The sequence below is a fragment of the Campylobacter sp. IFREMER_LSEM_CL2194 genome, from assembly GCF_025771685.1.
Lineage (GTDB): Bacteria > Campylobacterota > Campylobacteria > Campylobacterales > Campylobacteraceae > Campylobacter_D.
In genome coordinates, this window is the sequence record NZ_JAKMQS010000006.1 from 1 (window position 1) to 24,061 (window position 24,061).

The 24,061-nt window shown below is 29.7% G+C and carries 23 protein-coding genes; 12 read left to right on the forward strand and 11 right to left on the reverse strand.

What is annotated here, in order from left to right; all coding sequences use genetic code 11:
* The first annotated feature begins 65 nt into the window (after positions 1 to 65).
* From L8V79_RS03915 to mog, 6 genes are read left to right on the forward strand one after another with little or no spacing between them, the layout of a single operon-like run.
* The gene (locus tag L8V79_RS03915) at positions 66 to 1,472 is read left to right on the forward strand and encodes a COG3400 family protein (protein WP_263702568.1); all 1,407 of its coding nucleotides are present in this window, start codon (positions 66 to 68) and stop codon (positions 1,470 to 1,472) included.
* Between the two features lie 7 nt (positions 1,473 to 1,479).
* Entirely contained in the window at positions 1,480 to 2,538 is a 1,059-nt protein-coding gene (gene aroB, locus L8V79_RS03920; RefSeq protein WP_263702569.1) for a 3-dehydroquinate synthase, read from the forward strand.
* Positions 2,535 to 4,064, forward strand: a complete 1,530-nt coding sequence (locus L8V79_RS03925; protein WP_318529919.1) for a mechanosensitive ion channel family protein — start codon at positions 2,535 to 2,537, stop codon at positions 4,062 to 4,064. The genes aroB and L8V79_RS03925 overlap by 4 nt, the downstream gene beginning before the upstream one ends.
* On the forward strand, positions 4,061 to 5,317 hold the full coding sequence (mtaB, locus tag L8V79_RS03930) for a tRNA (N(6)-L-threonylcarbamoyladenosine(37)-C(2))-methylthiotransferase MtaB (RefSeq protein ID WP_263702570.1): 1,257 nt from the start codon (positions 4,061 to 4,063) through the stop codon (positions 5,315 to 5,317). The genes L8V79_RS03925 and mtaB overlap by 4 nt, the downstream gene beginning before the upstream one ends.
* Positions 5,307 to 6,905, forward strand: a complete 1,599-nt coding sequence (locus L8V79_RS03935; RefSeq protein WP_263702572.1) for an AAA family ATPase — start codon at positions 5,307 to 5,309, stop codon at positions 6,903 to 6,905. Before mtaB ends, L8V79_RS03935 begins: the two co-directional genes overlap by 11 nt.
* A gap of 2 nt (positions 6,906 to 6,907) precedes the next feature.
* Complete coding sequence (mog, locus tag L8V79_RS03940) at positions 6,908 to 7,435, forward strand: molybdopterin adenylyltransferase (RefSeq protein ID WP_039618174.1); 528 nt, start codon at positions 6,908 to 6,910, stop codon at positions 7,433 to 7,435.
* Between the two features lie 12 nt (positions 7,436 to 7,447).
* On the opposite strand, the gene L8V79_RS03945 is transcribed toward mog, so the two are convergent.
* Genes L8V79_RS03945 through L8V79_RS03990 form a run of 10 tightly spaced genes read right to left on the reverse strand, consistent with a single transcriptional unit; the run spans position 7,448 to position 15,152 of the window.
* Complete coding sequence (locus L8V79_RS03945; protein WP_263702573.1) at positions 7,448 to 7,822, reverse strand: rhodanese-like domain-containing protein; 375 nt, start codon at positions 7,820 to 7,822, stop codon at positions 7,448 to 7,450.
* Positions 7,823 to 7,824: 2 nt separating this feature from the next.
* On the reverse strand, positions 7,825 to 8,160 hold the full coding sequence (locus L8V79_RS03950) for a rhodanese-like domain-containing protein (protein ID WP_263675485.1): 336 nt from the start codon (positions 8,158 to 8,160) through the stop codon (positions 7,825 to 7,827).
* Positions 8,157 to 9,986 carry a molecular chaperone HtpG gene (htpG, locus tag L8V79_RS03955; protein ID WP_263702574.1) on the reverse strand — a complete coding sequence of 610 codons (1,830 nt, stop codon included), beginning with the start codon at positions 9,984 to 9,986 and terminating at the stop codon, positions 8,157 to 8,159. Before htpG ends, L8V79_RS03950 begins: the two co-directional genes overlap by 4 nt.
* Before the next feature lie 11 nt (positions 9,987 to 9,997).
* Positions 9,998 to 10,366: a fluoride efflux transporter CrcB gene (crcB, locus tag L8V79_RS03960; RefSeq protein WP_039668336.1), complete on the reverse strand. Its 369-nt coding sequence runs from the start codon at positions 10,364 to 10,366 to the stop codon at positions 9,998 to 10,000.
* Positions 10,363 to 11,052: a lysophospholipid acyltransferase family protein gene (locus L8V79_RS03965; protein ID WP_263702575.1), complete on the reverse strand. Its 690-nt coding sequence runs from the start codon at positions 11,050 to 11,052 to the stop codon at positions 10,363 to 10,365. The genes crcB and L8V79_RS03965 overlap by 4 nt, the downstream gene beginning before the upstream one ends.
* Complete coding sequence (locus L8V79_RS03970; protein ID WP_263702576.1) at positions 11,030 to 12,235, reverse strand: hypothetical protein; 1,206 nt, start codon at positions 12,233 to 12,235, stop codon at positions 11,030 to 11,032. Before L8V79_RS03970 ends, L8V79_RS03965 begins: the two co-directional genes overlap by 23 nt.
* The gene (gene purQ, locus L8V79_RS03975; RefSeq protein WP_257396888.1) at positions 12,229 to 12,879 is read right to left on the reverse strand and encodes a phosphoribosylformylglycinamidine synthase subunit PurQ; all 651 of its coding nucleotides are present in this window, start codon (positions 12,877 to 12,879) and stop codon (positions 12,229 to 12,231) included. Before purQ ends, L8V79_RS03970 begins: the two co-directional genes overlap by 7 nt.
* Entirely contained in the window at positions 12,876 to 13,112 is a 237-nt protein-coding gene (purS, locus tag L8V79_RS03980; protein WP_263702577.1) for a phosphoribosylformylglycinamidine synthase subunit PurS, read from the reverse strand. The genes purQ and purS overlap by 4 nt, the downstream gene beginning before the upstream one ends.
* 8 nt (positions 13,113 to 13,120) lie before the next feature.
* Positions 13,121 to 13,834, reverse strand: a complete 714-nt coding sequence (purC, locus tag L8V79_RS03985; protein ID WP_263702578.1) for a phosphoribosylaminoimidazolesuccinocarboxamide synthase — start codon at positions 13,832 to 13,834, stop codon at positions 13,121 to 13,123.
* A gap of 1 nt (position 13,835) precedes the next feature.
* Complete coding sequence (locus L8V79_RS03990) at positions 13,836 to 15,152, reverse strand: S41 family peptidase (protein ID WP_318529920.1); 1,317 nt, start codon at positions 15,150 to 15,152, stop codon at positions 13,836 to 13,838.
* 207 nt (positions 15,153 to 15,359) lie between these two features.
* Between L8V79_RS03990 and L8V79_RS03995 the strand changes: the two genes are divergently transcribed.
* The 5 genes from L8V79_RS03995 to L8V79_RS04015 all read left to right on the forward strand — a co-directional run bounded on the left by L8V79_RS03995 (position 15,360) and on the right by L8V79_RS04015 (position 22,189).
* Positions 15,360 to 17,933 (forward strand): ATP-dependent Clp protease ATP-binding subunit, encoded by a 2,574-nt coding sequence (locus L8V79_RS03995; RefSeq protein WP_263702579.1) that lies wholly within the window; start codon positions 15,360 to 15,362, stop codon positions 17,931 to 17,933.
* Between the two features lie 160 nt (positions 17,934 to 18,093).
* On the forward strand, positions 18,094 to 19,233 hold the full coding sequence (locus tag L8V79_RS04000; RefSeq protein WP_258107370.1) for a hydrogenase small subunit: 1,140 nt from the start codon (positions 18,094 to 18,096) through the stop codon (positions 19,231 to 19,233).
* Between the two features lie 2 nt (positions 19,234 to 19,235).
* On the forward strand, positions 19,236 to 20,951 hold the full coding sequence (locus L8V79_RS04005; protein ID WP_263702580.1) for a nickel-dependent hydrogenase large subunit: 1,716 nt from the start codon (positions 19,236 to 19,238) through the stop codon (positions 20,949 to 20,951).
* Positions 20,952 to 20,966: 15 nt separating this feature from the next.
* The gene (cybH, locus tag L8V79_RS04010) at positions 20,967 to 21,659 is read left to right on the forward strand and encodes a Ni/Fe-hydrogenase, b-type cytochrome subunit (protein WP_263702582.1); all 693 of its coding nucleotides are present in this window, start codon (positions 20,967 to 20,969) and stop codon (positions 21,657 to 21,659) included.
* Positions 21,656 to 22,189 (forward strand): [NiFe] hydrogenase maturation protease HydD, encoded by a 534-nt coding sequence (locus tag L8V79_RS04015; RefSeq protein WP_039625977.1) that lies wholly within the window; start codon positions 21,656 to 21,658, stop codon positions 22,187 to 22,189. Before cybH ends, L8V79_RS04015 begins: the two co-directional genes overlap by 4 nt.
* Before the next feature lie 20 nt (positions 22,190 to 22,209).
* Here L8V79_RS04015 and L8V79_RS04020 read toward each other — a convergent pair whose 3' ends face one another.
* Positions 22,210 to 22,632 carry a PepSY-like domain-containing protein gene (locus L8V79_RS04020; RefSeq protein WP_263702584.1) on the reverse strand — a complete coding sequence of 141 codons (423 nt, stop codon included), beginning with the start codon at positions 22,630 to 22,632 and terminating at the stop codon, positions 22,210 to 22,212.
* A 133-nt stretch (positions 22,633 to 22,765) separates the two neighbouring features.
* Here L8V79_RS04020 and gltX point away from each other — a divergent pair, with 133 nt between their 5' ends.
* Positions 22,766 to 24,061 (forward strand): glutamate--tRNA ligase, encoded by a 1,296-nt coding sequence (gltX, locus tag L8V79_RS04025; RefSeq protein WP_263702585.1) that lies wholly within the window; start codon positions 22,766 to 22,768, stop codon positions 24,059 to 24,061.

The window sequence follows — 24,061 nt, forward strand, 5'->3', positions numbered from 1 at the left end:
ATTAAAAACTTTAAAATATAAACTATAACTTTGCTATAATTATATTTTATATTTTAGAGGTGTAAATGAATAAAATTTTATTACTAGCTGATGGGATTTTTGCTAAAGATTTTTTAAGGAAAATTCATAGCAATAAAACTTTTAAAGAGTCTTTGAGTGTTGTTTATTATAATGATGAAAGTGTGGATTTGGATTTAGAAAATGAACAAATATCTTTTTATAAATTTGATCCTACAAGTTTGGTTAAACTAGAAAATTTATTAAAGGAAGAATTCCATCAAGCTATCATCTATATGCAAGAAGAAGCAGATATGTTAGCTTGCTATAAAAATTTAAGAAAATTACACCCAAGATTAAACATAGTTATCATGGATTTGTGGAATAGTCAAATTGATGATAATTTTTGCGAAGTGATTAATATTTATGATACTTTAAGCACGAGATTAACAGGTTGTTTAGATAACATGCCTTCTATGGCACAATTTATAGGGCTTGGGCAAGGTGAGATAATGGAGGTAAAAATTCCTGCAGGATCAAGTTTTGCTTATAGACATATAAGCTCTATTAGCCAAAAACGCTTTAAAATTGTAATGGTTTATAGAAATAATGAATTTATCCTAGCAAGACCTGGGCTTATTTTAATGCCAAATGATAGTATTTTAATCGTAGGTGATCCTAAAGTTTTACAAAGTGTTTTTACTAATGTTAAAACAAGCTTAGGACGCTTTCCATCGCCTTTTGGTGATAATATACTTTGTATTATAGATATGAAAAAAATGAGTGAGTTTGCTATAGAAAAGCTTATTTTTGCAAGTTTACTTTTACATGTAAGGATTAATAGTAAAAAGCTTTATTTTAAAGTGATTAATCCTACTTTAACTCCTATGTATTATAAACTTAAAGCCTTGCATAAAAATAGCTCTGAAGTGATATTTGACTATGAAAGTACAAATGTAAAAAATATTAAGCCTTTTGTGGAAAATACTAGCATAGGTTTACTTGTAGTGGAAGATTATCTTTTTGAGAAAGAAAAAAGTTTTCTTTTTACTTTAAAAATTCCTGTGTTAAAAGCAGGTAAAGGGGATTTTGCTGACTTAAAATCATCGGTGGTTTTAAGCTCAAATTTTGAAGATGTGGAAGGTATTGCTTCTATTATGCTTGATTTAAATAAGCAAATCCAACTAGGGCTTGCTTTGTATTATTATGATTTAAAACTAAATAAAGCTGAAATTTTTGAGTACCATCAATATTTTGAAAGCCTTTCAAAACTCCATGATGAAAAATTACTTTTAATAGAGGAAAAAGAACATAACCCTATCAATAAATTTTCTTACAAACAAAATGTATTGCACTTTGTGCCATTTAATGAAAAAATTTTAGGAAGTAATTTCAATAAAATTTTAAAAACAGATTTAAATACGATATATTATAAGATGAGTAAAAATTATCAATTATTTATACCATCGCTGTGAGAAAACAATGCAAGTTAAGGTAAATTTAGAAAATAATACAAGTTATAATGTCTATATAAATGAGCTAGAAAAGTTAAATTTTGATACTAAAGTAGTGATTTTAACTAATGAATTAGTAGCAAAGCTGCATTTAGATACGCTTTTGGAAAAAATTCAAGCTAAAGAACTTTTTATCATAAAAATTAAAGATGGTGAAGAGTATAAAAATTTACAAACTATAGAATATATCTTAGATCAAATGTGTACTTATAAGTTAGATAGAAAAAGCTTGCTTATAAGCTTTGGTGGTGGGGTTATCTCTGATATGGGTGGTTTTGCAGCAAGTATATATCAAAGAGGGATAGAATTTATTAATATTCCCACAACCTTACTAGCTTGTGTGGATGCAAGTGTGGGTGGTAAAACTGGAGTGAATAATAAATTTGGCAAAAACTTAATAGGTGCTTTTTATCAGCCAAAAGCGGTGTATTGTGAAAGTAAGTTTTTAAAAACGTTGCCTTCAAGAGAACTAGCTGCGGGCATGGCTGAATTTATCAAAATGGCTGTGGTTTTTGATAAGGAAATTTTATCTTTTTTAGAAAATTTGAACGAGGATAAATTTTTAAATGCTAAATTAGATGATATTACCTTGGCTCAAATCATCCAAAAAAGCATAGAGCTTAAAGCTAGTGTGGTTTCGCAAGATGAAAAAGAAAGTGGTTTAAGAATGCTTTTAAACTATGGACACACTTTTGCTCATGTTATAGAAAATCAAACAGGATATAAAAAATACTTACATGGTGAAGCTGTGGCTATAGGTATGAATATGGCAAATATTTTAGCATTAAATTTAGGATTATTAAGTGAGAAAGAATGCCAAAGAGTGCAAAATTTACTTGTGAAATTTAAATTGCCCGTATCTTATAAAATTTCAAATACACAAGAGTTTTACAATGCCTTTTTCTTGGATAAAAAGACACATTTTCAAAAGATTAATTTCATTTTAGCTTGTGGTTTGGGAAAAGCTTGTATAAAAAATGATATAAACAAAGAAGATATTTTACGCACTTTAGAGGTGTTTGCATGAAAAAGATTTTTTTACTTTTATTTTTACCTTTTTTGATGCTTTTAGCACAAGATGATATAAAACATTTAGAGCAAAAACTCAATGAATTACATAATAATTTAACATACAATACTTGGGTGATTAAATATAATAATTTTAATATTTATAGAAAAACTCAAAATGAAATTTTAGCTTTAGAAAAAGAAAGTTTAAAGGCTAATGAGCGCAATAAAAGCATTATAGAAAGGCAAATTTTAATCTTAAAAGAAAGATTAGAGCTTTTAAGTGAGTATAAAAGTGCAAATTTTTCCAAGATGGTTTTAGCTCCTGAAGAAGTTGATAAAATAGATAAACTAACTAATCCTTTAGCCATCATTTCAGCATACTCACACATAAAAAAACTAAGACGTGATAAAGAAGAATATGTTAATCTCTTAAATAGTTTTAAGCAAACCTTGGATGAGCTTATAAAAGAAAATGTTTTAGTGGCTGAGATAGCTAAATTGGCCCCTAGTAAAGAACATGATGAGTATTTAAAAATATCCAATCAAATGGTAAGAGATTTTTCGCAAACCTTGCGTTTTGGAGAAATTTCTTATTCTGTTTATGAGAAAAAAATACAAGAAGAAATTGAAAAAACAACAGCTTCTATTAAAATTCAAGGTGTAAGAGCTTTTAATATAGTTTTGGCTATTATTATCGTTATAGCCATAGCATTTTTACTCAAATTTATAGCTAGAAAATACATAGGCGATAATGATCGCTTTTATACAGCAAATAAAATCATTAATTTTATTAATATCAATGTGATTATTTTGATTTTGCTTTTTGGATATATTGAAAATATTAGTTACTTAGTGACTGTGCTTGGTTTTGCTTCTGCTGGTTTAGCTATTGCTATGAAAGATATGTTTATGTCTATGCTTGGTTGGTGTGTGATAGTTTTTGGTGGAAGTTTTAGAGTGGGTGATAGAGTTAGAGTTTTTCAAAACAATACACATTATATCGGTGATATAATTGACATTTCGTTTTTAAGAATAACCTTATATGAAGATATTTCTTTGCTAACTTATACAGATAATCGAAGAAGTGGTAGGATAATTTTTATACCAAATAATTTTATATTTACTAATCTCATATCAAATTATACCCATCATGGTATGAAGACAGTTTGGGATGGACTTGATATTACTTTGACTTTTGATTCAAATCATCAAAAGGCCTTAGAAATAGTGGAAGAAATCGTTATAAAAGCTTCTAAAGGTTATACAAAAATAGCAAAAGAATCTATGAGTAAATTAAGAAATGAATACAGCATTAGAAATCCTAAAGTAGAGCCTAGGTTTTTTACATTTTTAGAAGGTTATGGTATGAGAATTTCTGCTTGGTATATGACAAATTCTTATGCGGCTTTGATTTTAAGAAGTAATATTAGCAAAGAAATCATTAATGAATTTAATAAGCATGATGATATAAAAATAGCTTATCCATCGCAAAATTTATATATGGCAAAGCATGAATTTATAGAAAATAAGGAAGATATTTGAAAAAAAAAGTATATTTTAAAACTTTTGGTTGTAGAACTAATATTTATGATACGCAATTATTAAAAACTTATATTAAAGATCATATTGTCACACAAAATGAGCAAGAAGCTGATGTGATAGTGATAAATTCTTGCACTGTTACAAATGGTGCTGATAGCGGGCTTAGAAGCTATATTAATAGTGTAAAGAAAAATGGAGTTAAGGTTATACTTACAGGCTGTGGTGCTGTAAGCAAGGGAAAGGATTTTTTTGATAAAAAAGAAATTTTTGGAGTTTTAGGGGCTTCTAATAAAGATAAAATCAATGAGCTAATCTCGCAAGATAAAGCCTTTTATGAGCTTGGAAATTTACGCTTTATTGATACAAAAATCGTAAGTAATTATGAAAATCACACTAAAGCTTTTGTAAAAATTCAAGAAGGATGTGACTTTGCTTGTAGCTATTGCATAATCCCAAGTGTTAGGGGTAAATCAAGAAGTATGCCGAGTGAGGAAATAATAAAGCAAATCAAACTTCTTGCGCAAAATGGCTATAGTGAAGTGGTTTTAACGGGTACGAATATAGGAAGTTATGGTTTAAAAGATAAAACTACACTTGGAAAATTATTACAAGAAATAGGTAAGGTTAGTGGCATAAAAAGAGTAAGACTTGGGAGTTTGGAGCCTGCTCAAATTGATGAGAGTTTTAAAGAAATTTTAGATGAGTCTTGGCTTGAAAAGCATTTGCATATTGCCCTACAACATACCCATGAAAAAATGCTACGCATAATGCGTAGAAGATCGCATACGCAAAATGATTTAGCACTGTTTAATGAGTTAAGTCAAAAAGGTTTTGCTTTAGGAACAGACTTTATTGTAGCACACCCTGGAGAAAGTGAATTAATATGGCAAGAAGCTTTAGAAAATTTCAAGCAATTTAAACTTACGCATATTCATGCTTTTATTTTCTCACCGCGTGATGGAACGCATTCTGCTTCTATGAGTGAGCGAATCAATGGTGAAATAGCCAAAGAAAGATTAAATATTTTAAAAGATATAGTTGCGCAAAATAATTATGAGTTTAGAAAAAATCAAAAAAATACTTTAGAAATTTTAGTTGAGAGTAAAAAAGATGGTTTTTATGAAGGCTATGATCAGTTTTTTAATAAAATCAAAATTACAAGCAAAGAAGATATTGCTAAACAATGGATAAATATTGAAAAATATGAATGCAAAGAAGATTGTAATTATGTAAGGTTAGGGGATGAAAAATAAAAAGATTATCTTAGCTTCATTTTTATTGCTTTGTGTTTTTGTAATAGTTGCGTTTATAAAAAATCAACCTGATTATATTAGCAAGGCTGCTTATGAAGAGCTTTTAGAGCAAAATTTAATCCAAAAAGCCATAGTAGAAAATAATGAAATATTATTAAAAAGCAAAGAAGGAAATTTTTTAATAGCTAAAGATGTAGTGGATTTAAATGCTTTGTGGCAAAAAATTCCTTTAGAATATGCTAAAGATTATAATTTAAGTGAGTTTTTTTTCATATTTATTTTGCTTGCTTTTCTTATAAGTTTTTTACTCTTTCTTAATAAAAAAAATAAAGATAGACAAAATTTACTTTCTTTAGAAAAAAATATTTTAGAAAAAAATGAACAAAATAACACTATACAAGATGTAGTAAGTGAAGTTAAATTTAAAGATGTAGCAGGTGTTGATGAGGCTAAGGTAGAGCTTTTAGAAATCGTTGATTTTTTAAAAAATCCTCAAAAATATAAAGATTTTGGCGTAAAAATGCCAAAAGGCGTTTTACTAGTAGGCCCTCCTGGAGTGGGAAAAACTTTGATAGCAAAAGCAGTAGCAGGCGAAGCTGGGGTGCCATTTTTTTATCAAAGTGGGGCTAGTTTTGTAGAAATTTATGTAGGTATGGGCGCAAAAAGAGTTAGAGAGCTTTTTTTAAAAGCTAAATCAAAAGCTCCAAGTATTATTTTTATAGATGAAATTGACGCAGTTGGTAAAAGTAGGGGGGATTTTTCTAATGTAGAAAGAGATAATACTCTAAATCAACTTTTAACTCAAATGGATGGATTTGAAGATAATAGTGGGGTTATAGTAATGGCCGCTACAAATAAAATCGATCTTATGGATAATGCGTTATTAAGATCAGGGCGTTTTGATAGAAGAATTTTTATATCTTTGCCTGATTTTAAAGATAGAATGCATATTTTGCAAAATTATATGAAAGAAAAAAAATCTAGCGTAGATTTAGAAAAAATTGCAAAAGCTAGTGTGGGTTTTAGCGGAGCAGCTTTAGAGACTTTAGTTAATGAAGCGGCTATTAATGCTATAAGAAGAAAATCAGATTTAATAGAAGAAAATGATTTTTTTGCAGTGCTTAATAAAGTTTTAATGGGTAAAAAAAAGATTTTCTCTCTAAGTGATAAGGAAAGAAAAATTCAAGCCACATACCAAGCAGCTAAAGCTTTGTGTGCTTTTTATTTTGATGTTAAATTTGAAAAAATTACTTTGATAGAAGATAGATTTAAAGAGTATGAAAATACCATCAAATCAAAATCAGAATTGCTAAATAAAATAAAAGTTTTTCTAGCAGGCTCAGTTGCCATGGAACTTATTTTTAATGAAAGCTATACTAATGCACAAAGTGATCTTTTGAAGGTTAAAGAATTGCTTACTTTCATGGAAACTTTTGCTATGGCAAATGAGGGTTTATTGCAAGAGCAAAAGCAAGAAGTGAAAGAATTTTTAGAATTAATGAAAGAAAAAGTAGTGAGATTAGCTAGCATTCTTTTAGAAAATGAAAAAATAGAAAAACAAGATGTAGAAAAAATCATAATGGAGTAAAAATGGTAAAAATAGGAATTTTAGTACTTTCAGATAGAGCAAGTAGTGGAGTTTATGAAGATAAATCCGGAGTAGAGATAGAAAAAATTTTAGATTCTTATATAAAAAATGAAAAAAGCTTTTATTATGAGCTAATTCCTGATGAGTATGATTTAATTATAGAAAAATTAGCTTATTTGGCTGATGAAGTAAAATGTGATTTGATTTTTACTACAGGGGGTACAGGGCCTGCTTTGCGTGATGTGACACCAGAAGCAACACAAGCAGTGTGCGATAAAATGCTTCCAGGTTTTGGGGAGTTAATGCGTGCAAAAAGCTTAGAATATGTACCAACAGCTATACTTTCAAGACAAAGTGCGGGTATAAAAGGAAAATCATTGATTATCAACTTACCGGGTAATCCAAAAGCTATAAGAGAATGCATTGAGCCTATATTTCCTGCTATTCCTTATTGTGTGGATTTGATAGGTGGAGCTTATATTGAAAATAACGAAGAAGTAATTTCTGTATTTAGGCCAAAGAAAAAGTAAGTCTAACTAGACTTACTTTGAGGTTTCATAGCCTTGTGATAAAAGTGCGTTCATACCGCCTTTTAAATTAGTAACTTCTATGCCATTTTGATCTAGTAAAGCAGAAGCTTTAGTGCTTCTTGAACCACTTCTACAAACTATAGCGATAGGTTTATTACTTGAAATCTTTTTAATTTCCTCAACGAAATTTTTATTTACACTGCCATCTTCATTATAAAAGCTAATTTTAATGGCGTTTTTTATTGTACCAGTTTGCGCCCATTCGCTAGGTTTTCTAATATCAATTACTTGATAATTTTCCAAAATATCCGCATTAATATCGATATTTTTAACTTCTGCTAAAACAAAACTAGCACAAAGTGCCAAAGATAAAAATATTTTCTTCATAATTAACTTTCCTTTTTTGTAGCTTCATAGCCTTGCGATAAAAGTGCTACCATGCCACCATCTAGATTAGTACATTCTATACCTAGAGCATCTTCTATCATCATAGCAGTGTGTTTGCTTCTTGAGCCTGTAGCACACACAAAGGCTATGTTTTTATTTTGATAATCTACTTTTTCTTTAAACTCTTGGATGAAATTTTCATTCATAAAGCCATTATCATCGCAAAGTGCGATGAGTATAGCTTCTTTTATGACTCCGCTTTTCCATTCGCTTGGGGTTCTTACATCTATAATACAAAATTCGTGCAAAATATCTTTAGAAATAGCTATATTTTTCATTTTTCTAAAGCCTTAGAAACGATTTTGCTTAAGGCATTGTTAAATTCGCTAGGGTTATCTATACCCATACCTTCACTAAGTTTAGCCATATTTAAAAGAATATGTGCCATTTCATTAACTAAGGCATCATTTTCTTTTAAGGCTTTTAAAATTTCATGATTAGGATTGATTTCAAGTATAGGTTTAACTTGTTGTTCTTGCCCCATTTGTTTAAGAATTTGTTGCATAGCAAAATCAGGTTTATTTTGATCATAAACAATACAGCTTGGACTATTTGAAAGTCTTTGGCTAAGTTTTACCTCTTCAACTTCATCTTTTAAAACTTCTTTTATTTTGATGAGTAAGCTTGCAAATTCAGCCTTTTGTTCTTCGCTAGTTTCTTCACTAGCTAAATGATTGATAGCACTAAATTTTAAACCTTCAAATTCATTCATCATAGGCATAACTATGGTGTCAATTTCCTCATCAAGCAATAAAACATTGATATTTTTTTGTTTATAACTTTCAAGAAGAGGAGAGTTTCTTAAAAGTTTTTCATTTTTTCCACTAATATAAAAAATTTCATTTTGACCTTCAGCTAAGTTTTGTTTATACTCTTCAAGATCAATTAATTCTTCTTTATTTGAGTTTTTAAAGTATAAAAGCTTAGCTATAGCGTCTTTATTTTCGCCAAAACCATATAAACCTTCTTTTAAAACTTTTCCAAAATTCTCATGGAATTTAAGATAGTTTTCTTTATCTTTTTCTTTGAATTTTTTAAGTTCAGCTAAGATTTTTTTAACACTTGCTTCTTGAACGCTTTTTAAAATTTTATTTTCCTGTAAAATTTCACGACTTACATTAAGCGGTAAATCTTCTACATCAATAATCCCGCGTACAAATCTTAAATAAGTTGGTAATAATTCTTTATCATCATCGCTGATAAAAACTCTTTTTATATAAAGTTTTAAACCACTTTTATAATCTACTCTATATAAATCAAATGGAGCTTGTGCAGGTATAAAGAATAAAGAATTATATTCTATAGAACCTTCAGCTTTTGTGTGGATATAAAGCATAGGTTTGTTTGAGTCATGGAAGTTTTGTTCATAAAATCTTTCATAATCTTCAGCTTTTAAGCTGGCTTTATTTTGTCTCCATAAAGCACTTGCTGTGTTAATTTGAGTGTTTTTTAATTCTTTTTTAGGTTCTTTTTCACCTTCTTCTAATGGCAAATATTCTTCTTTTTTCATAAAAATAGGAAATTGTATGTGATTTGAGTATTTTTCTACTATACTTTCAATGCGGTATGAGTTTAAAAATTCTTCATCTTTTAAATGTAAGGTTATGCAAGTGCCTTGCTCATCTTTATTTGCATCTTCTATTTCATAACCACTAGCATCAGAAGTCCAAAGATAAGCTTTATCATCTAATGCCTTTTTGCTTAAAACCTCTATTTTAGAAGCCACCATAAAAGCAGAGTAAAAGCCTACACCAAATTGTCCTATAAGTTGTGAGTCTTTTTTAGCATCACCACTTAAGTTTTCTAAAAAGCTTTTTGTACCACTTTTAGCAATGGTTCCAAGATGATTGATCAAATCTTCTTTATTCATACCTATACCATTATCACTTATGGTTAGGGTTTTTGCTTCTTGATTGAAGTTGATTTGAATTTTTGGTTCAAATTTTAAATTTTTATAAGCATCATCACTCACGCTTAGATAACTAAGTTTATCAAGTGCATCGCTCGCGTTAGAAATAAGCTCTCTTAAAAAAATTTCTTTGTTTGAATACAAAGAATGAATCATAAGTTGTAAAAGTTGATTGACTTCAGTTTGAAATTGCATTTATATCTCCTTTATTTAAAAATTAAAAAACCAATCCATACTGCCAAAAGACAAAGGATAACATTTAAAATAATATTTAGAAAAAAGTGAAAATAATCACCACTTTGCAAAAATAGCAAATTTTCATAAGAAAAAGTTGAAAAAGTCGTAAAAGCACTTAAAAAACCTGTGCTAATTAAACTTTTAGTAAAAATATGCACACCTTTAGAGTTTGCATAAGAAAAAAACAAGCCCATTAAAAAAGATCCTATGATATTAACAAGTAAAGTACCATAGGGAAAATCATGTGGAATGATTTTATTAAAAAAGCTACTAGTAAGCATTCTAGATATAGCCCCTAAAAAGCCACCAAAACCTACAGCCAAAACCGTACTAATCAAGCTTTTGACCTTTCATTATCTAAGATTGTTTGCATTTTTTCTCTAGTTTGCTCAAGCCAATCATCTTTACTTATATCAACAAGATCAAGAAATACTACTTTTAAAACGCCACTATTTGCACTAAAGTTTTGTGTGTCTAAAATTTTAGCTGAATCAACAATTACAACAGGTTGGACTTTTAGATTAAGTTTTTCACTTAAAATTTTAGCTCCAACTTTAAATTTTAAAAGTTTTTGTGTTTTAGATCTTGTACCTTCTGGAAAAATAGCCAAAATTCTATCTTCTTTTAGTCTTTCTTTGGCTTCTTTTAAAAGTTTTACTAGACCTTTTGGACTTCTATCTATACAAATAATTTTAGGTTTTTTAATCAAAGTTTTAAAAACGGGGAGTTCACCAAGTTCTTTTTTTGCTATCCAAGATATATTTTTTGGACATAGATCTTCCAAAACAACTATATCTAACAAGCTTTGGTGATTGATTAAAAGTAAATTAGCTTGAGGGTGTATAGAACCTTGAGTTTGGATTTTATAATTTATTACATATTTTTGCAGTTTTGACCATGCTTTTCTGATTTTCCAAATTTTTTCTTGTGATTGTAATAATAAAAAGGCAATGCATAAAAATATAATAGAAAAAATAAATTCAATCCAAAATATTAAAGCTTTAAATCTTTGATAAATCTTCACTTTTTACCCAGCCTATTTTTCCATTATTAAATAAAATTTTTTTATATTCATCTCTTGAATCTAGCACTTCTACTTCTTGTTTATATTTTCCAGAATAAAAATGAGTTGAGTTTAGAGTTGGTAAAATTTGCACTTTACTTTCAGCTTTTAATATAGCTTTATATATGTTATTTTGGGCTAAAAAACTTGCTATTAAAGCTAAAATTGCTAAGCCTAAAGCTACGTAGCTTTTCTTAAATACAAACCATAAAGCAAAAATACCACACAAGCTCCACAAAAACACTTGTTTATAAAAATTAAAATCATTAGTTTTTGGATTTAAATCACTTTGTGTGCTTATACTATCTTCTTTAAGTTCTATTTTTAAGGAAAAATCTTTTAGTTCTTTAGAATTTAAATTAAAATAAGAAAAATCAAAACGCGTTTTGCTTTTATCTAAAATAGCATAATAAAATCCACTTTGTTTTTCAAAATCGCCTTTAATAGCCTCTACACCTTGTTTTTGAATATCTTTTATATTAAAACTTGCTAGGTTTGTGTTTTCTCCTGCAAGTTCTATAAATAAAATCATATTATCATTATCAAAATGGCTTGCTTTTACTTGTTTTACTTCTAAATTACTTGCAACTATGTGTGAGTATTTGTTAGAAGGAGCGTCGATTTTTTTAAGTCTAATAGGTTTTATAATTAGTGATGAGCTTTGAAAAATATGATCATTTCTGCTTAAAGAAACGATGATTTTATTTAAATTGGCATTTAAACTTTTTGCTTCAAACCATAATTTTGTGTGATATGAATTAGCCTTTTGCTCCCAAATAGGATTAGGATTAATCCAAAGCATATCATCATTTTTTTCAAAGCTCACATTTAAATCAAAACTTACATTAGTTGTGGTGATAACCTCAAGATCTATAGCAAAAGCTTCATCTATATAAGCTTCATCAGTGTATTCTTTTGCATTTAATACTAAAGAACCTTGAGGAATAAAATTTTCATCATTGATTTTACTTTCATAATTACTCTCATCGCTTGGAGCGATAGTTTGATAAATTTGCTTAGCTTGATCGTCTAATTGATTGTAATTTTTTTCTAAGGTGTTGTAATCTTCAAAAACGCTATTTTCTTGAGCATATAAATTAAACGCTAGTAAAAAAACACAAAAAACTTTGAAGGTTTTTAGCAATTTAAAAATCCTTCAAACATTTTAAGTCCTACTTTTGAGCCAAGTATATCATCACACATTCTTTCAGGGTGTGGCATAAGTCCAAAGACTTTTTTATTCTCATCACAAATTCCAGCTATATCGTTTAAAGAGCCATTTGGATTATTGATATATCTTAATAAAATCATATCTTTATCTTCTAGCATTTTAATACCATCTTCGCTATTAAAATAATTTCCTTCTCCATGAGCAATAGGCAATTCTATAATGTCATTTTTTTGGAAATTTTTCAAAAAAGCATTATTGTTTGATACTACTTGCAATGCTTGCATTTTAGAAATAAAACTTAAGCTATTATTATGTTTCATAGCTCCCTTTAAAAGACCAAGTTCTAATAAAATTTGAAAACCATTGCAAATACCTAGGACATATCCACCTTTTTGTACATGTTCTTTAAGTGTTTTCATAGCAGGAGCAAGTTTTGCAATGGCTGCACATCTTAAATAATCTCCATAAGAAAATCCACCTGGTAAAACAATTAAATCTGCGCTAAAATCTTGTCTTTCATGCCAAATGATTTCAGTTTTTACACCTAGTTTTTCAAAAGCATAAGCTGTATCAAACTCGCAATTAGTTCCGGGAAAACGAATAATAGCTACTTTCATAATATTATCTCATAATCTTCTATCACAGTATTTGCAAGCAATTCTTTACACATTAAATCAACATGTTTTAAAGCTTCTTCTTTATTATTACAAGCTATATCAAAACTAATTTGTTTTGAGGTTTTAACATTTGATATGTTATTAAAATCTAAAGAATGCAAAGCCTTTTCTATGGCTTTGCCTTGAGGATCTAAAACCCCATTTTTTAGTGTGATATTTACAATTACTTTCATTATTTTTCCTAACTTAAAATTCTTTTTAATACTTCTTCATAGGCCATTTTTACATTACCTAGGTCTTGTCTGAAGCGGTCTTTGTCTAATTTTTCATTAGTTTTGCTATCCCAAAATCTACAACTATCAGGGCTAATTTCATCAGCTAGTATCATATTTCCTTCACTATCAATACCAAATTCTAATTTAAAATCAATTAATCTTAAACCTTTAGATTCAAAGAATTTAACCAAGATAGAATTGATTTGTCTTGCAATGTTTTTTATTAATTCTAAATCTTTTTCACTTTTTACTAAATTTAAAATCAAACAATGCTCATCATTGATAATAGGATCGCCTAAATCATCATTTTTATAACAAAACTCAACTACAGCAAAAGGTAAAATCGTACCTTCTTTAATGCCCAATCTTTTTGTTAAAGATCCTGTGGCTACATTTCTAGTAATAACTTCAATAGGTATAATATTGCATTTTTTTACAATTTGTTCTTTATCGCTGATAGTTTCTACTAGGTGTGTTTTAATACCTTCTTTTTCTAAAAGATGAAAAATTTCAGTACTAATTTTACAATTTAACGCACCTTTTCCCGCTTCATTACCTCTTTTTTCTGCATTAAAAGCAGTTAAATCATCTTTAAATTCCGTGATGAGTAAATTCTCATCATCAGTTTTAAACATTTTTTTACCTTTTCCCTCGTATAAAAGATCTAGTTTTTTTGCCATTTTACTCTCCTTTTGTGATGTTTAAAATTTTGATTGTATCTATTGCAGTTTTTAATTGTATATCATTATCAATTTGTTCTTTGGTGATGATATTTTTATCTTCTTTATTATCTTTTTTCTTTTCTTGATGTCCGATTTTATCAAGTTCAGCTTGTAAGTGTTTTTTTAGATCGCTTTCTTTGATTTCAAAGCCATGATTTTCTTCTTTACTTACTTTTCCTGGGAATACTTCTATATCAGGACTAACCCCGACAGCTTGTATGGTTCTACCACTTGGTAGATAATATTTTGCTATAGTAAGTCTTAAGCCTTCTTTGCCTTTTTCATCCATAGGTAATATAAGTTGCACACTACCTTTTCCAAATGTTTTTTCGCCTATGATAATAGCACGTTTGAAATCTTGTAAAGCTCCGCTTACAATCTCACTTGCACTCGCACTACCACCATTTACAAGCACTACCAAAGGTGCGTTGGTGATTTTTTTACTAGGATTTGCTTTAAATTCTACATTCTCATTTTCTATTTTTCCTTTTTGTGAGACAATGACTCCTTTATCTACAAAAAGATTTACTAAGCCTACAGCTTGATTTAAAATACCACCTGGGTTGGTTCTAAGATCTAGTATAATTCCTTTTACATTAGAATGTTTTTTGATAGCTTTACTAGCTTCATCTACGACATTTTTATCAAAATTAGTCACTCTTAAATAAAGCAAGTTTTCATTTTCGATTAATTTTGTATAAACGCTATCTACTTTTATGATATCTCTTTTTAAATTGACATCAAATGGTTTTGCATCGCCTTTTCTATAGATAGTTAGAGTGACCTTTGTCTTAGGTTCTCCGCGCATTTTAGAAACAGCTTCATTTAAAGTCATACCTAAGGTTGATTCGTTATTAATTCTTAAGATAATATCATCAGTTTTAATGCCTGCTTTATCTGCTGGACTTCCTTCTATAGGAGCTACAACGCTAATTGCTCCATCTTTTTGCGTAATAGTAAAGCCAAGTCCACCAAATTCTCCATTAGTTTGCTCTTTAAGTTCTTTATAACCTTTTTCATCTAAGAAAGAAGAATGAGCATCTAAATTTGTTAGTAAGCCTGCTATGGATTTATCAACCAAATCTGTATAATTAACATCATCAACATAGTATTGTTCTATGATGGACATGGTTCTTGTGAGTTTAGATAAAGCTTCTATTTTCTTTTCTGCTTCACTAGGAGCGGGGTTTTTAGCTTGTAAATTAGTAAAAATAAAAGAAGCGGTTACTAAACTACAAATGCTAGCTGCGATAATAAGATTTCTTTTTGTCTTCAAAGGAAAAACTCCAAAATAAATATGAATTCATAAAATAATTATCTAATTTTAGTTATTTTTGCTTAAAAAATCGTAAATAAAGTAAATATTTTTATTATATTAGTGTGTTTATATAAAAAATTATTTATAAATATAACTAAATAAACTTGACAATAATAGACTAAAGTTATATAATACATCTCATATAAAAGTAAAAAAGGAGTAAAAATGGCAAATATACAAGATTTTTTAACAGATTCTATGCTTTCAAATATAGAAAGTGCGATTTCTTTGGCCATTCATTCTAAGAATAGTGAAATAAAACCTTTGCATTTATTATGGGCTTTAAGTGTTGATAGTTCAAGTTTGCTAAATCAAGTTTTTAATAAATTAAATGTTTCTAAAGAGGCATTTGAGTTAGAAGTAAAAAGTAAAATTTCATCTTTTCCTACTAGCTCAAATGTAAATAAAGATAATATTAAATTTTCAAATGAATTTATTAATTCTCTAGAAAAAGCAAAAGGCTTGGCTCTAGAAAACAAAGATAGCTATTTGGCTGTGGATATGTGGCTTGTCTCAGAAAGTACGAGTGGGGTTATTAAAGAACTTTTATCTAAATTTGTAGATTTAAATGAGTTTAAAAAAGAATTAGAATTCATTAGAGCTGGAGCTAAAATAGAAACCAAAACAAGCGATGAAACGCTTGATTCTTTGTCTAAATTTGGTATTGATTTGACTATGAAAGCTAAAAACAATGAACTTGATCCTGTCATAGGCAGGGAAGAAGAAATTCAAAGATTAATGCAAATTTTAATTAGAAAAACTAAAAATAATCCTATTTTATTAGGTGAGCCAGGGGTAGGAAAAACTGCTGTAGTAGAAGCTTTAGCACAAAGAATAGTAAAAAAAGATGTTCCTACTTCATTGCAAAATAAAAAAGTCATAGCCTTGGATATGAGTGCTTTAATAGCAGGAGCAAAATACAGAGGTGAATTTGAAGATAGATTAAAAGCTGTTGTAAATGAAGTAATAAAACACAAAAATATAATTTTATTTATAGATGAAATTCACACCATTGTAGGTGCAGGTGCAAATGAAGGAAGTATGGATGCGGCAAATATTTTAAAACCTGCTTTAGCAAGAGGTGAGCTTCATACTATAGGCGCTACAACCTTAAAAGAATATAGAAAATATTTTGAAAAAGATGCGGCTTTGCAAAGAAGATTTCAACCTGTAAATGTAGCTGAGCCTAACGTGAATGAAGCTTTAGCAATACTAAGAGGTATAAAAGAGAAATTAGAAATTCATCATAATGTAACTATTAATGATAGTGCATTGGTAGCAGCTGCAAAACTATCTAAGCGTTATATAGCTAATAGATTTTTACCTGATAAGGCGATTGATTTAATTGATGAGGCCGCAGCAGAATTAAAAATGCAAATAGAAAGTGAGCCAAATTCTTTAAGAAAGGTTAGAAAACAAATTGAAAGCTTAGAAGTAGAAAATGAAGCTTTAAAAATGGAAGAAAATGAAACTAATGAAAAAAGATTAGAAGAGATTAAAAAAGAATTAGCAAATTTAAAAGAAGAGCAAATCAAACTTAATGCCAAATTTGAAAATGAAAAAGCAGTATTTAATGGTATAAGTGCAAAGAAAAAAGAAATCGATACTTTAAAAAATGAAGCTATTTTAGCTAAAAATAAAGGAGATTTCCAAAAGGCTGCTGAAATAGAATATGGCAAAATTTTAGAGTGCGAAAAAGAGGTATTAAATTTAGAGGAAAAATGGAAACAAATGACCCAAGAAGGAGTTTTGCTTAAAAACCAAGTAGATGAGGATTTAGTAGCTGGTATTTTAAGTAAATGGACAGGTATTAGCGTGCAAAAAATGCTTACTTCTGAAAAGCAAAAATATTTACACATTCAAGAGTATTTACAAGAAAGCGTCGTAGGACAAGATGAGGCTTTGAGTGCCTTGGCTAGAGCTATTAAACGTAATAAAGCAGGGCTAAATCAAGCAACTAAGCCTATAGGAAGCTTTTTATTTTTAGGGCCAACTGGAGTAGGTAAAACAGAAAGTGCTAAAGCTTTGGCTAAATTTTTATTTGATGATGAAAAAGCTATGGTGCGTTTTGATATGAGTGAATTTATGGAAAAACACAGCATATCAAGACTTTTAGGTGCACCTCCAGGATATATAGGGCATGAAGAAGGAGGGGAGTTAACTGAAGCTGTTAGAAGAAAGCCTTATAGCGTGATTTTATTTGATGAAGTAGAAAAAGCCCATAAAGATGTATTTAATATACTTTTGGGAATTTTAGATGATGGTAGGGCTACAGATAGTAAAGGCGTAACGGTTGATTTTACTAATACTATTATTATCTTAACTTCTAATATAGGTGCAAATTTTATTATGGAGTTAAAGGGCGAAGAAAGAGAAAAAGCTATCAAAGAAGCCCTTAGAAGCTTTTTTAGACCCGAGTTTTTAAATCGTTTAGATGATATTATTACTTTTAATCCTTTGGGAGAAAGTGAAGCTGAAAAAATAGTTAAATTACTTTTTAATACCTTGCAAAAAAGTCTTGAAAATAGAGGTATTAAAGCAAGTTTGAGCGATAATGCTGCTAGGTTAATAGCAAAGGTTGGTTTTGATGTAGATTTTGGTGCAAGACCATTAAAAAGAGCTTTATATGATATGGTAGAAGATAAATTAAGTGATATGATATTATCGGATGAATTAAATGAAAATGATGAGATTATTATAGATTCTAAAGATGATGAGATTGTCATCATTAAACAATAAGCAAGTGCAATACTTGCTTATTTTAGAGTAAAATTATCCTATTAACATTAAATTGTAAATACTTCGTATATTTGTTTAAAAAAATATTATTTTTTTATCTATTCTTAACAATAAATGTTTTAAAATCTTTAATGATATTTCTATATTTAAGGAACAACAAATGAGTGATTTAGATATTTTTAATCGCCGTTTAGACGCATTAGAAAAACTTCCTCTTTTGAAAAATGAGATTTCTATCTCTAAAGCCTTAGAACAATCAGGTTTTTCAAGAAGAGATTTTATGAAATGGGCTAGTGCAATGACTGCATTTTTGGCACTACCTGCTAGCTTTACTCCAGTAGTTGCAAGAGCTGCTGAGCTTAGTGATAGACTTCCAGTGATTTGGCTTCATATGGCTGAATGTACAGGATGTTCTGAGAGTTTATTAAGAAGTGATGCTCCTACTATTGATAGTTTAATTTTTGATCATATTTCTTTAGAATATCATGAAACTATAATGGGTGCAGCAGGTTGGCAGGCTGAGCATAATCTTGAAGCTGCTATGGAAAAATATAAAGGTAGATATATTTTAATGGTAGAAGGTGGTATACCAACAGGTGCTACAGAAAACTTTTTAACCATAGGACCACACGGTAAAACAGGTAAGCAAATAGCAGTTCAAGCTTGTGATAATGCTTTGGCTATTTTTGCTATAGGTACCTGTTCAGCTTTTGGTGGTATTCAAGCTGCTAGACCTAATCCAAGTAATGCTGTGAGTTTAAGTAAAGTTACAAATAAAACAGTTATTAACGTTCCAGGTTGTCCTCCAAGCGAGAAAAACATTATAGGTAATGTGATTCATTATATATTGTATCAAACATTGCCAGCACTTGATGCTTATAATAGACCAAAATGGGCTTATGGATTAAGAATTCATGATCTTTGTGAAAGAAGAGGACGCTTTGATGCGGGTGAGTTTGTGCAACAATTTGGTGATGAAGGGGCAAAAAAAGGATATTGTCTTTATAAGGTAGGTTGTAAAGGACCTTATACTTTTAATAATTGCTCAAGAGAAAGATTTAATCAGCATACTTCATGGCCAATCCAAGCTGGACATGGTTGTATAGGTTGTTCTGAACCAGATTTTTGGGATACTATGGGGCCTTTTGAAGAAGTGATGGCAGGAAGATTATTTGATACTGTTTATGGTTTGGGTGCTGATAGTATTTCAGATAAAATTGGTATAGGTGTGCTTTGTGTAACAGGTGTTGCTGTTGCTGCGCATGCTGTGATTGCTTCATTAGAAAAGAATAAGGATTAAGAATGTCAAAAAGAATTATTATAGATCCACTTACTAGAATAGAAGGACACTTAAGAGTTGAAGTGGTGGTTGATGAAAATAATGTCATTAAAGAAGCATATTCAGGATCAACTCTATGGAGAGGTTTGGAAACTATTGTAAAAGGTCGTGATCCAAGAGATGCAGGCTTTTTAACTCAAAGAATTTGCGGTGTTTGTACTTTTTCACACTATAGAGCAGGGATTATTGCGGTAGAAAATGCTTTAGGTATTACCCCGCCATTAAATGCTGTTTTAACCAGAACTTTAATGAATGCAGCTTTATACATGCATGATCATGTGGTGCATTTTTATCAACTTCATGGGCTTGATTTTGTTGATGTTGTAAGTGCTTTAAGTGCTGATGTAAAAAAAGCAAGTGATGAAGCGTTTAAATACACTGATATGCCTTATGCAACAGGTGCAGATAAGCTTTTAGAAGTACAGCAAAGGCTAAAAACCTTTGTAGATAAAGGAAATCTTGGACCATTTGCAAATGCTTATTATGGACACGCAACTTATCGCTTTACTCCTGAGCAAAACCTTATTGCGCTTTCACATTATTTAGAATGTTTAAGAATTCAAAGAACAATAGCTCAAGCTATGGCGATTTTTGGTGCTAAAAATCCTCATCCACAAAGCTTAACGGTAGGTGGTGTGACTTGTGTTATGGATCTTTTAAACCCATCAAGAATGGCTGAATATATGACTAAATTCCAAGAAGTAGCTGATTTTATTAATCGTGCTTATTATCCAGATATCATAATGGCTGCAAAAGCTTATTCTAAAGAAGCAAGTGTGTTAAATGATGTAGGGGTAAATAATTTCTACACCGAAAAAGAATTCCAAGTTTCTAGCGATGAGTGGCTGTTTGAAGGTGGTATTATTAGAAATGGTGATTTGAGTAAGGTTGAAGAAGTAGATGAAGCTAAAATCACTGAAGAAGCTACAAGATCATGGTATGCAGACAATGAAGCTTTACATCCTTATGATGGCAAAACTAATCCAAACTATACAGGCTTAATTGATGGTGAAAGCATTGATGATAAAGGTAATATGGTTCATAGTAAGGTATTTGATACTAAAGGTAAATACAGCTGGATTAAAGCTCCAAGATATGAAAATTTACCTATGCAAGTTGGACCATTAGCAAATATTTTAGTAAATTATGCTAAGGGTAATAAAATCGTAGTAGAAGCAGTTGATTCATTCTTAAAAACCACAAATTTACCACTTAAAGCACTTATGAGTACTTTAGGAAGAACAGGTGCTAGAGCGATTGAAGCTAAAATCATTGCTGATCATGGTTTAAAAGCATTTAATTCTTTAGTTGAAAATTTAAAAACAGATGAAAGCACTTGTGCTACTTATGTAATCGATAAAAATAAAGAATACAAAGGTAGATTTATGGGAAGTGCGCCTCGCGGTGCGTTGAGTCATTGGTGTAGAATTAAAAATGGTGTAATTGAAAATTGGCAAGCAGTGGTACCTTCTACTTGGAATGCAAGTCCAAAAGATGCAAATGGAGTAGGCGGTAGCTATGAGCAATGTCTTATCGGTATGAAACTAGCTGATGTTAAACAACCTTTAGAAATAATAAGAGCTATTCACTCTTATGATCCTTGTATAGCATGTGCTGTACATGTAATGGATACTAAAGGTAATAATCTTAGCGAGTATAAAGTTAATGTAAATTTATAAGGAAAGGACTTTAGTATGGATTCTAAACATTCCTTAAAATCAAACAGAAAGGCTGAATACGAATTTAGTATTGGCCTTCGTTTTACACATTGGTTAAGAGCAGTTGCGATCGTGATTTTAGTAGGGACTGGATATTATATTTCTTATGTGTTTCAATCTCCATCTATTTCATCTGAACCAACTTTATTTATGCAGGCAAAATATCGCATGGTACACCAAATTTTTGGTTTTATCATGATAGCTTGTGTGCTTTTTAAAACATATTTGTTCTTTTTTGATCCAAAAAGTGCAAATGAAAGAAGAAGTATCAAAGATATTTTTAATGTAAAATTATGGATAGATCAGGTTAAATTTTACATTTTTTTAGGAAAGCACCCGCATTTACAAGGTGTATATAATCCTTTGCAATTTGCAACTTATTTTTTCTTTTATCTTGTTATGTTTGGGCTTATTTTAACGGGATTGATCCTTTATATGCATGTATATCATGAAGGCTTAGGAGGATTTTTATACAATATCTTAAGACCTATTGAGGTAATGCTAGGTGGATTAGCCGATGTTAGAACCTACCATAGAATTTTAATGTGGGTTGTGTTGATTTTTGTTCCAGTGCATATTTATATGGCTGTATTTAACTCAGTTAAAGGTAAAGATGGTGCTTTAGATGCTATCTTTAGTGGTTATAAATTTGTAAGAGAAAATCATTGAAACTTCTAATCTTAGGCATTGGTAATATTATGTTTGCAGATGAGGGCTTAGGCGTTCATCTTTGCAAACTTTTAGAAAAAAATTATAAGTTTTATCACGAAAAAGACTCAGTGAGCTTTGTAGATGGTGGAACTTTGGCTTTGCAACTTAGCTATATTATAGCTGAATATGATGAAATGGTTGTGATTGATTGTATTGCAGCAGATGATGCTAAGATCGGAGATATTTTTTTCTTTCCTTATGATGCAATGCCCAAAAAAGTTAATTGGAGTGGTAGTGCACATGAGGTTGAAATGCTTCAAACTTTACAATACATGGAGCTTATGGGAGATTTGCCTAAAACTCAAATTTTAGCCTGTGTGCCAAAGCGCATAGAACCATTGAGTTTTGAACTTTCAAAAGAAGTTTTGAATGCTTTAGAAAAAATGGAGAAAATTTTACTTGATTTTTTAGAGAAAAAAGGCTTTACTTATGAGAGAGTTGCTAATTATAATATACAAGAGCTTGCTCTAAATTCTTATAAAAGCTAAGCAAAAGCTTAGCTTAATCTTTAATCATCAAATTTTTGTCCTAAGAAATTTCCATTTACATCAGTATAAATTTCCATCATATTATTTAGTTTAAATTTATAACCTTGAATTTCTTTTTCAACTTTAATTATACTTGCATTTGGATGCATTTTTTTAATCGTTGCTAAAACATTTGGACTTAAAAAAGAAGTATCAATTGGTCTGTATTTTGCATCAATTTCTTTCCAATCTCCATTGATGAAAAACTCAAGTTCAGTTCCATTGTCCAAATAAACATCAAAACTATCAATATCTTGTTTAACTAAAGCTATGTTTGAGCCTGTAAAGTGTTTTTGTATAAAATTTTTAGAATTTGCTGGTAAAGCATTTATACCTACAACCATATCTCTTGCAAAAACACAACTTGCTAGAGCTAATGCCATTAAAGCTATTTTTAATTTCATTTTTTGTCCTTTAAATTGAATTATTTGTGAAATCATATAAATATTGAGTGAATTTTGTGTGAACTTTGTTTTTTTAAAATAAATAGCAAGTATTTAATTGTATAATGATAAAAAAGTTTTAAAAGGATAAATAATGTATAGGTTTGCACCATCGCCTACTGGAGATATGCATATTGGAAATTTAAGAGCAGCTTTGTTTAATTATATTAAAGCAAGACAAGAAAATACAGATTTTATTTTGCGTATTGAAGATACGGATAATGCTAGAAATATTGCTGGAAAAGAAGAGGAAATAAAAGCTATTTTGAAAGAATTTGGTATAACTTGGCAGCATTATTATGTACAAAGTGAGAATTTGAAATTTCATCGTCAAATGGCTTTAAAGCTAGTAAGTGAAAAAAAAGCTTTTGCTTGTTTTTGTACTGAGGATGAGTTAGCGCATAAAAAGGAATTAGCTAAAAGTAAAAATCAAGCATATAGATATGATGGCACTTGTGAAAAATTAGCAGATATTGATGTGTTAAATTGTGAAAAACCTTTTGTAATTCGTCTTAAAAAACCTCAATCTCAAATGAAATTTACTGATTATATTAAAGGCGAGATTAGTTTTAATCCTGAAGATATTGATAGTTTTGTGATTATGAGAGCGGATAAAACCCCAACTTATAATTTTGCTTGTGCGGTTGATGATATGCTAGAAGGCGTTACTTGTATTATAAGGGGAGAAGATCATGTTTCAAATACTCCTAAGCAAGAGCATATTAGAGCAAGTTTGGGTTATGATAAAAGCATGACTTATGCACATTTACCTATCATTTTAAATGAAGAAGGTGTTAAAATGAGTAAAAGAGAGGCTCATTCTAGTGTAAAATGGATGCTTGATAATGGATATTTAGCAAGTGCTATTGCAAATTATTTAATCCTTTTAGGTAATAAAACTCCAAAAGAGATTTTTACTTTAGAAGAAGCTATAGAATGGTTTGATTTGAAAAAAGTTTCAAAATCTCCTGCTAGATTTGACACTAAGCGCTTGATGCAAATTAACCGTGAGCATATAAAAATGCTTGATAATGATAAATTAAATTCTTTGTTAAATTTAGGCAAAGATGTAGCAGAGCTTGCAAAATTTTATACTCAAGAAGCTAGCACGCTAAATGAGATAAAAGAAAAAATACAAGCTATTTTTGCAGTCAAAAATTATAATGAATTTGAAAATGAGTGTAAGTTGATTAAAGAGATTTTAAAAGATTTGGATTTACCTCAAGAATATGATGAGTTCAAAAAGATTTTAATGGAAAAAACAAATTTAAAAGGTAAAAATTTCTTTATGCCTTTGCGTTTAGTATTAACAGGGGTTACTCACGGACCTGAAATGAGTGAAATTTATACTTTAATCAAGCCTTTTATTAAAGAAATTATAAAGGAGTAA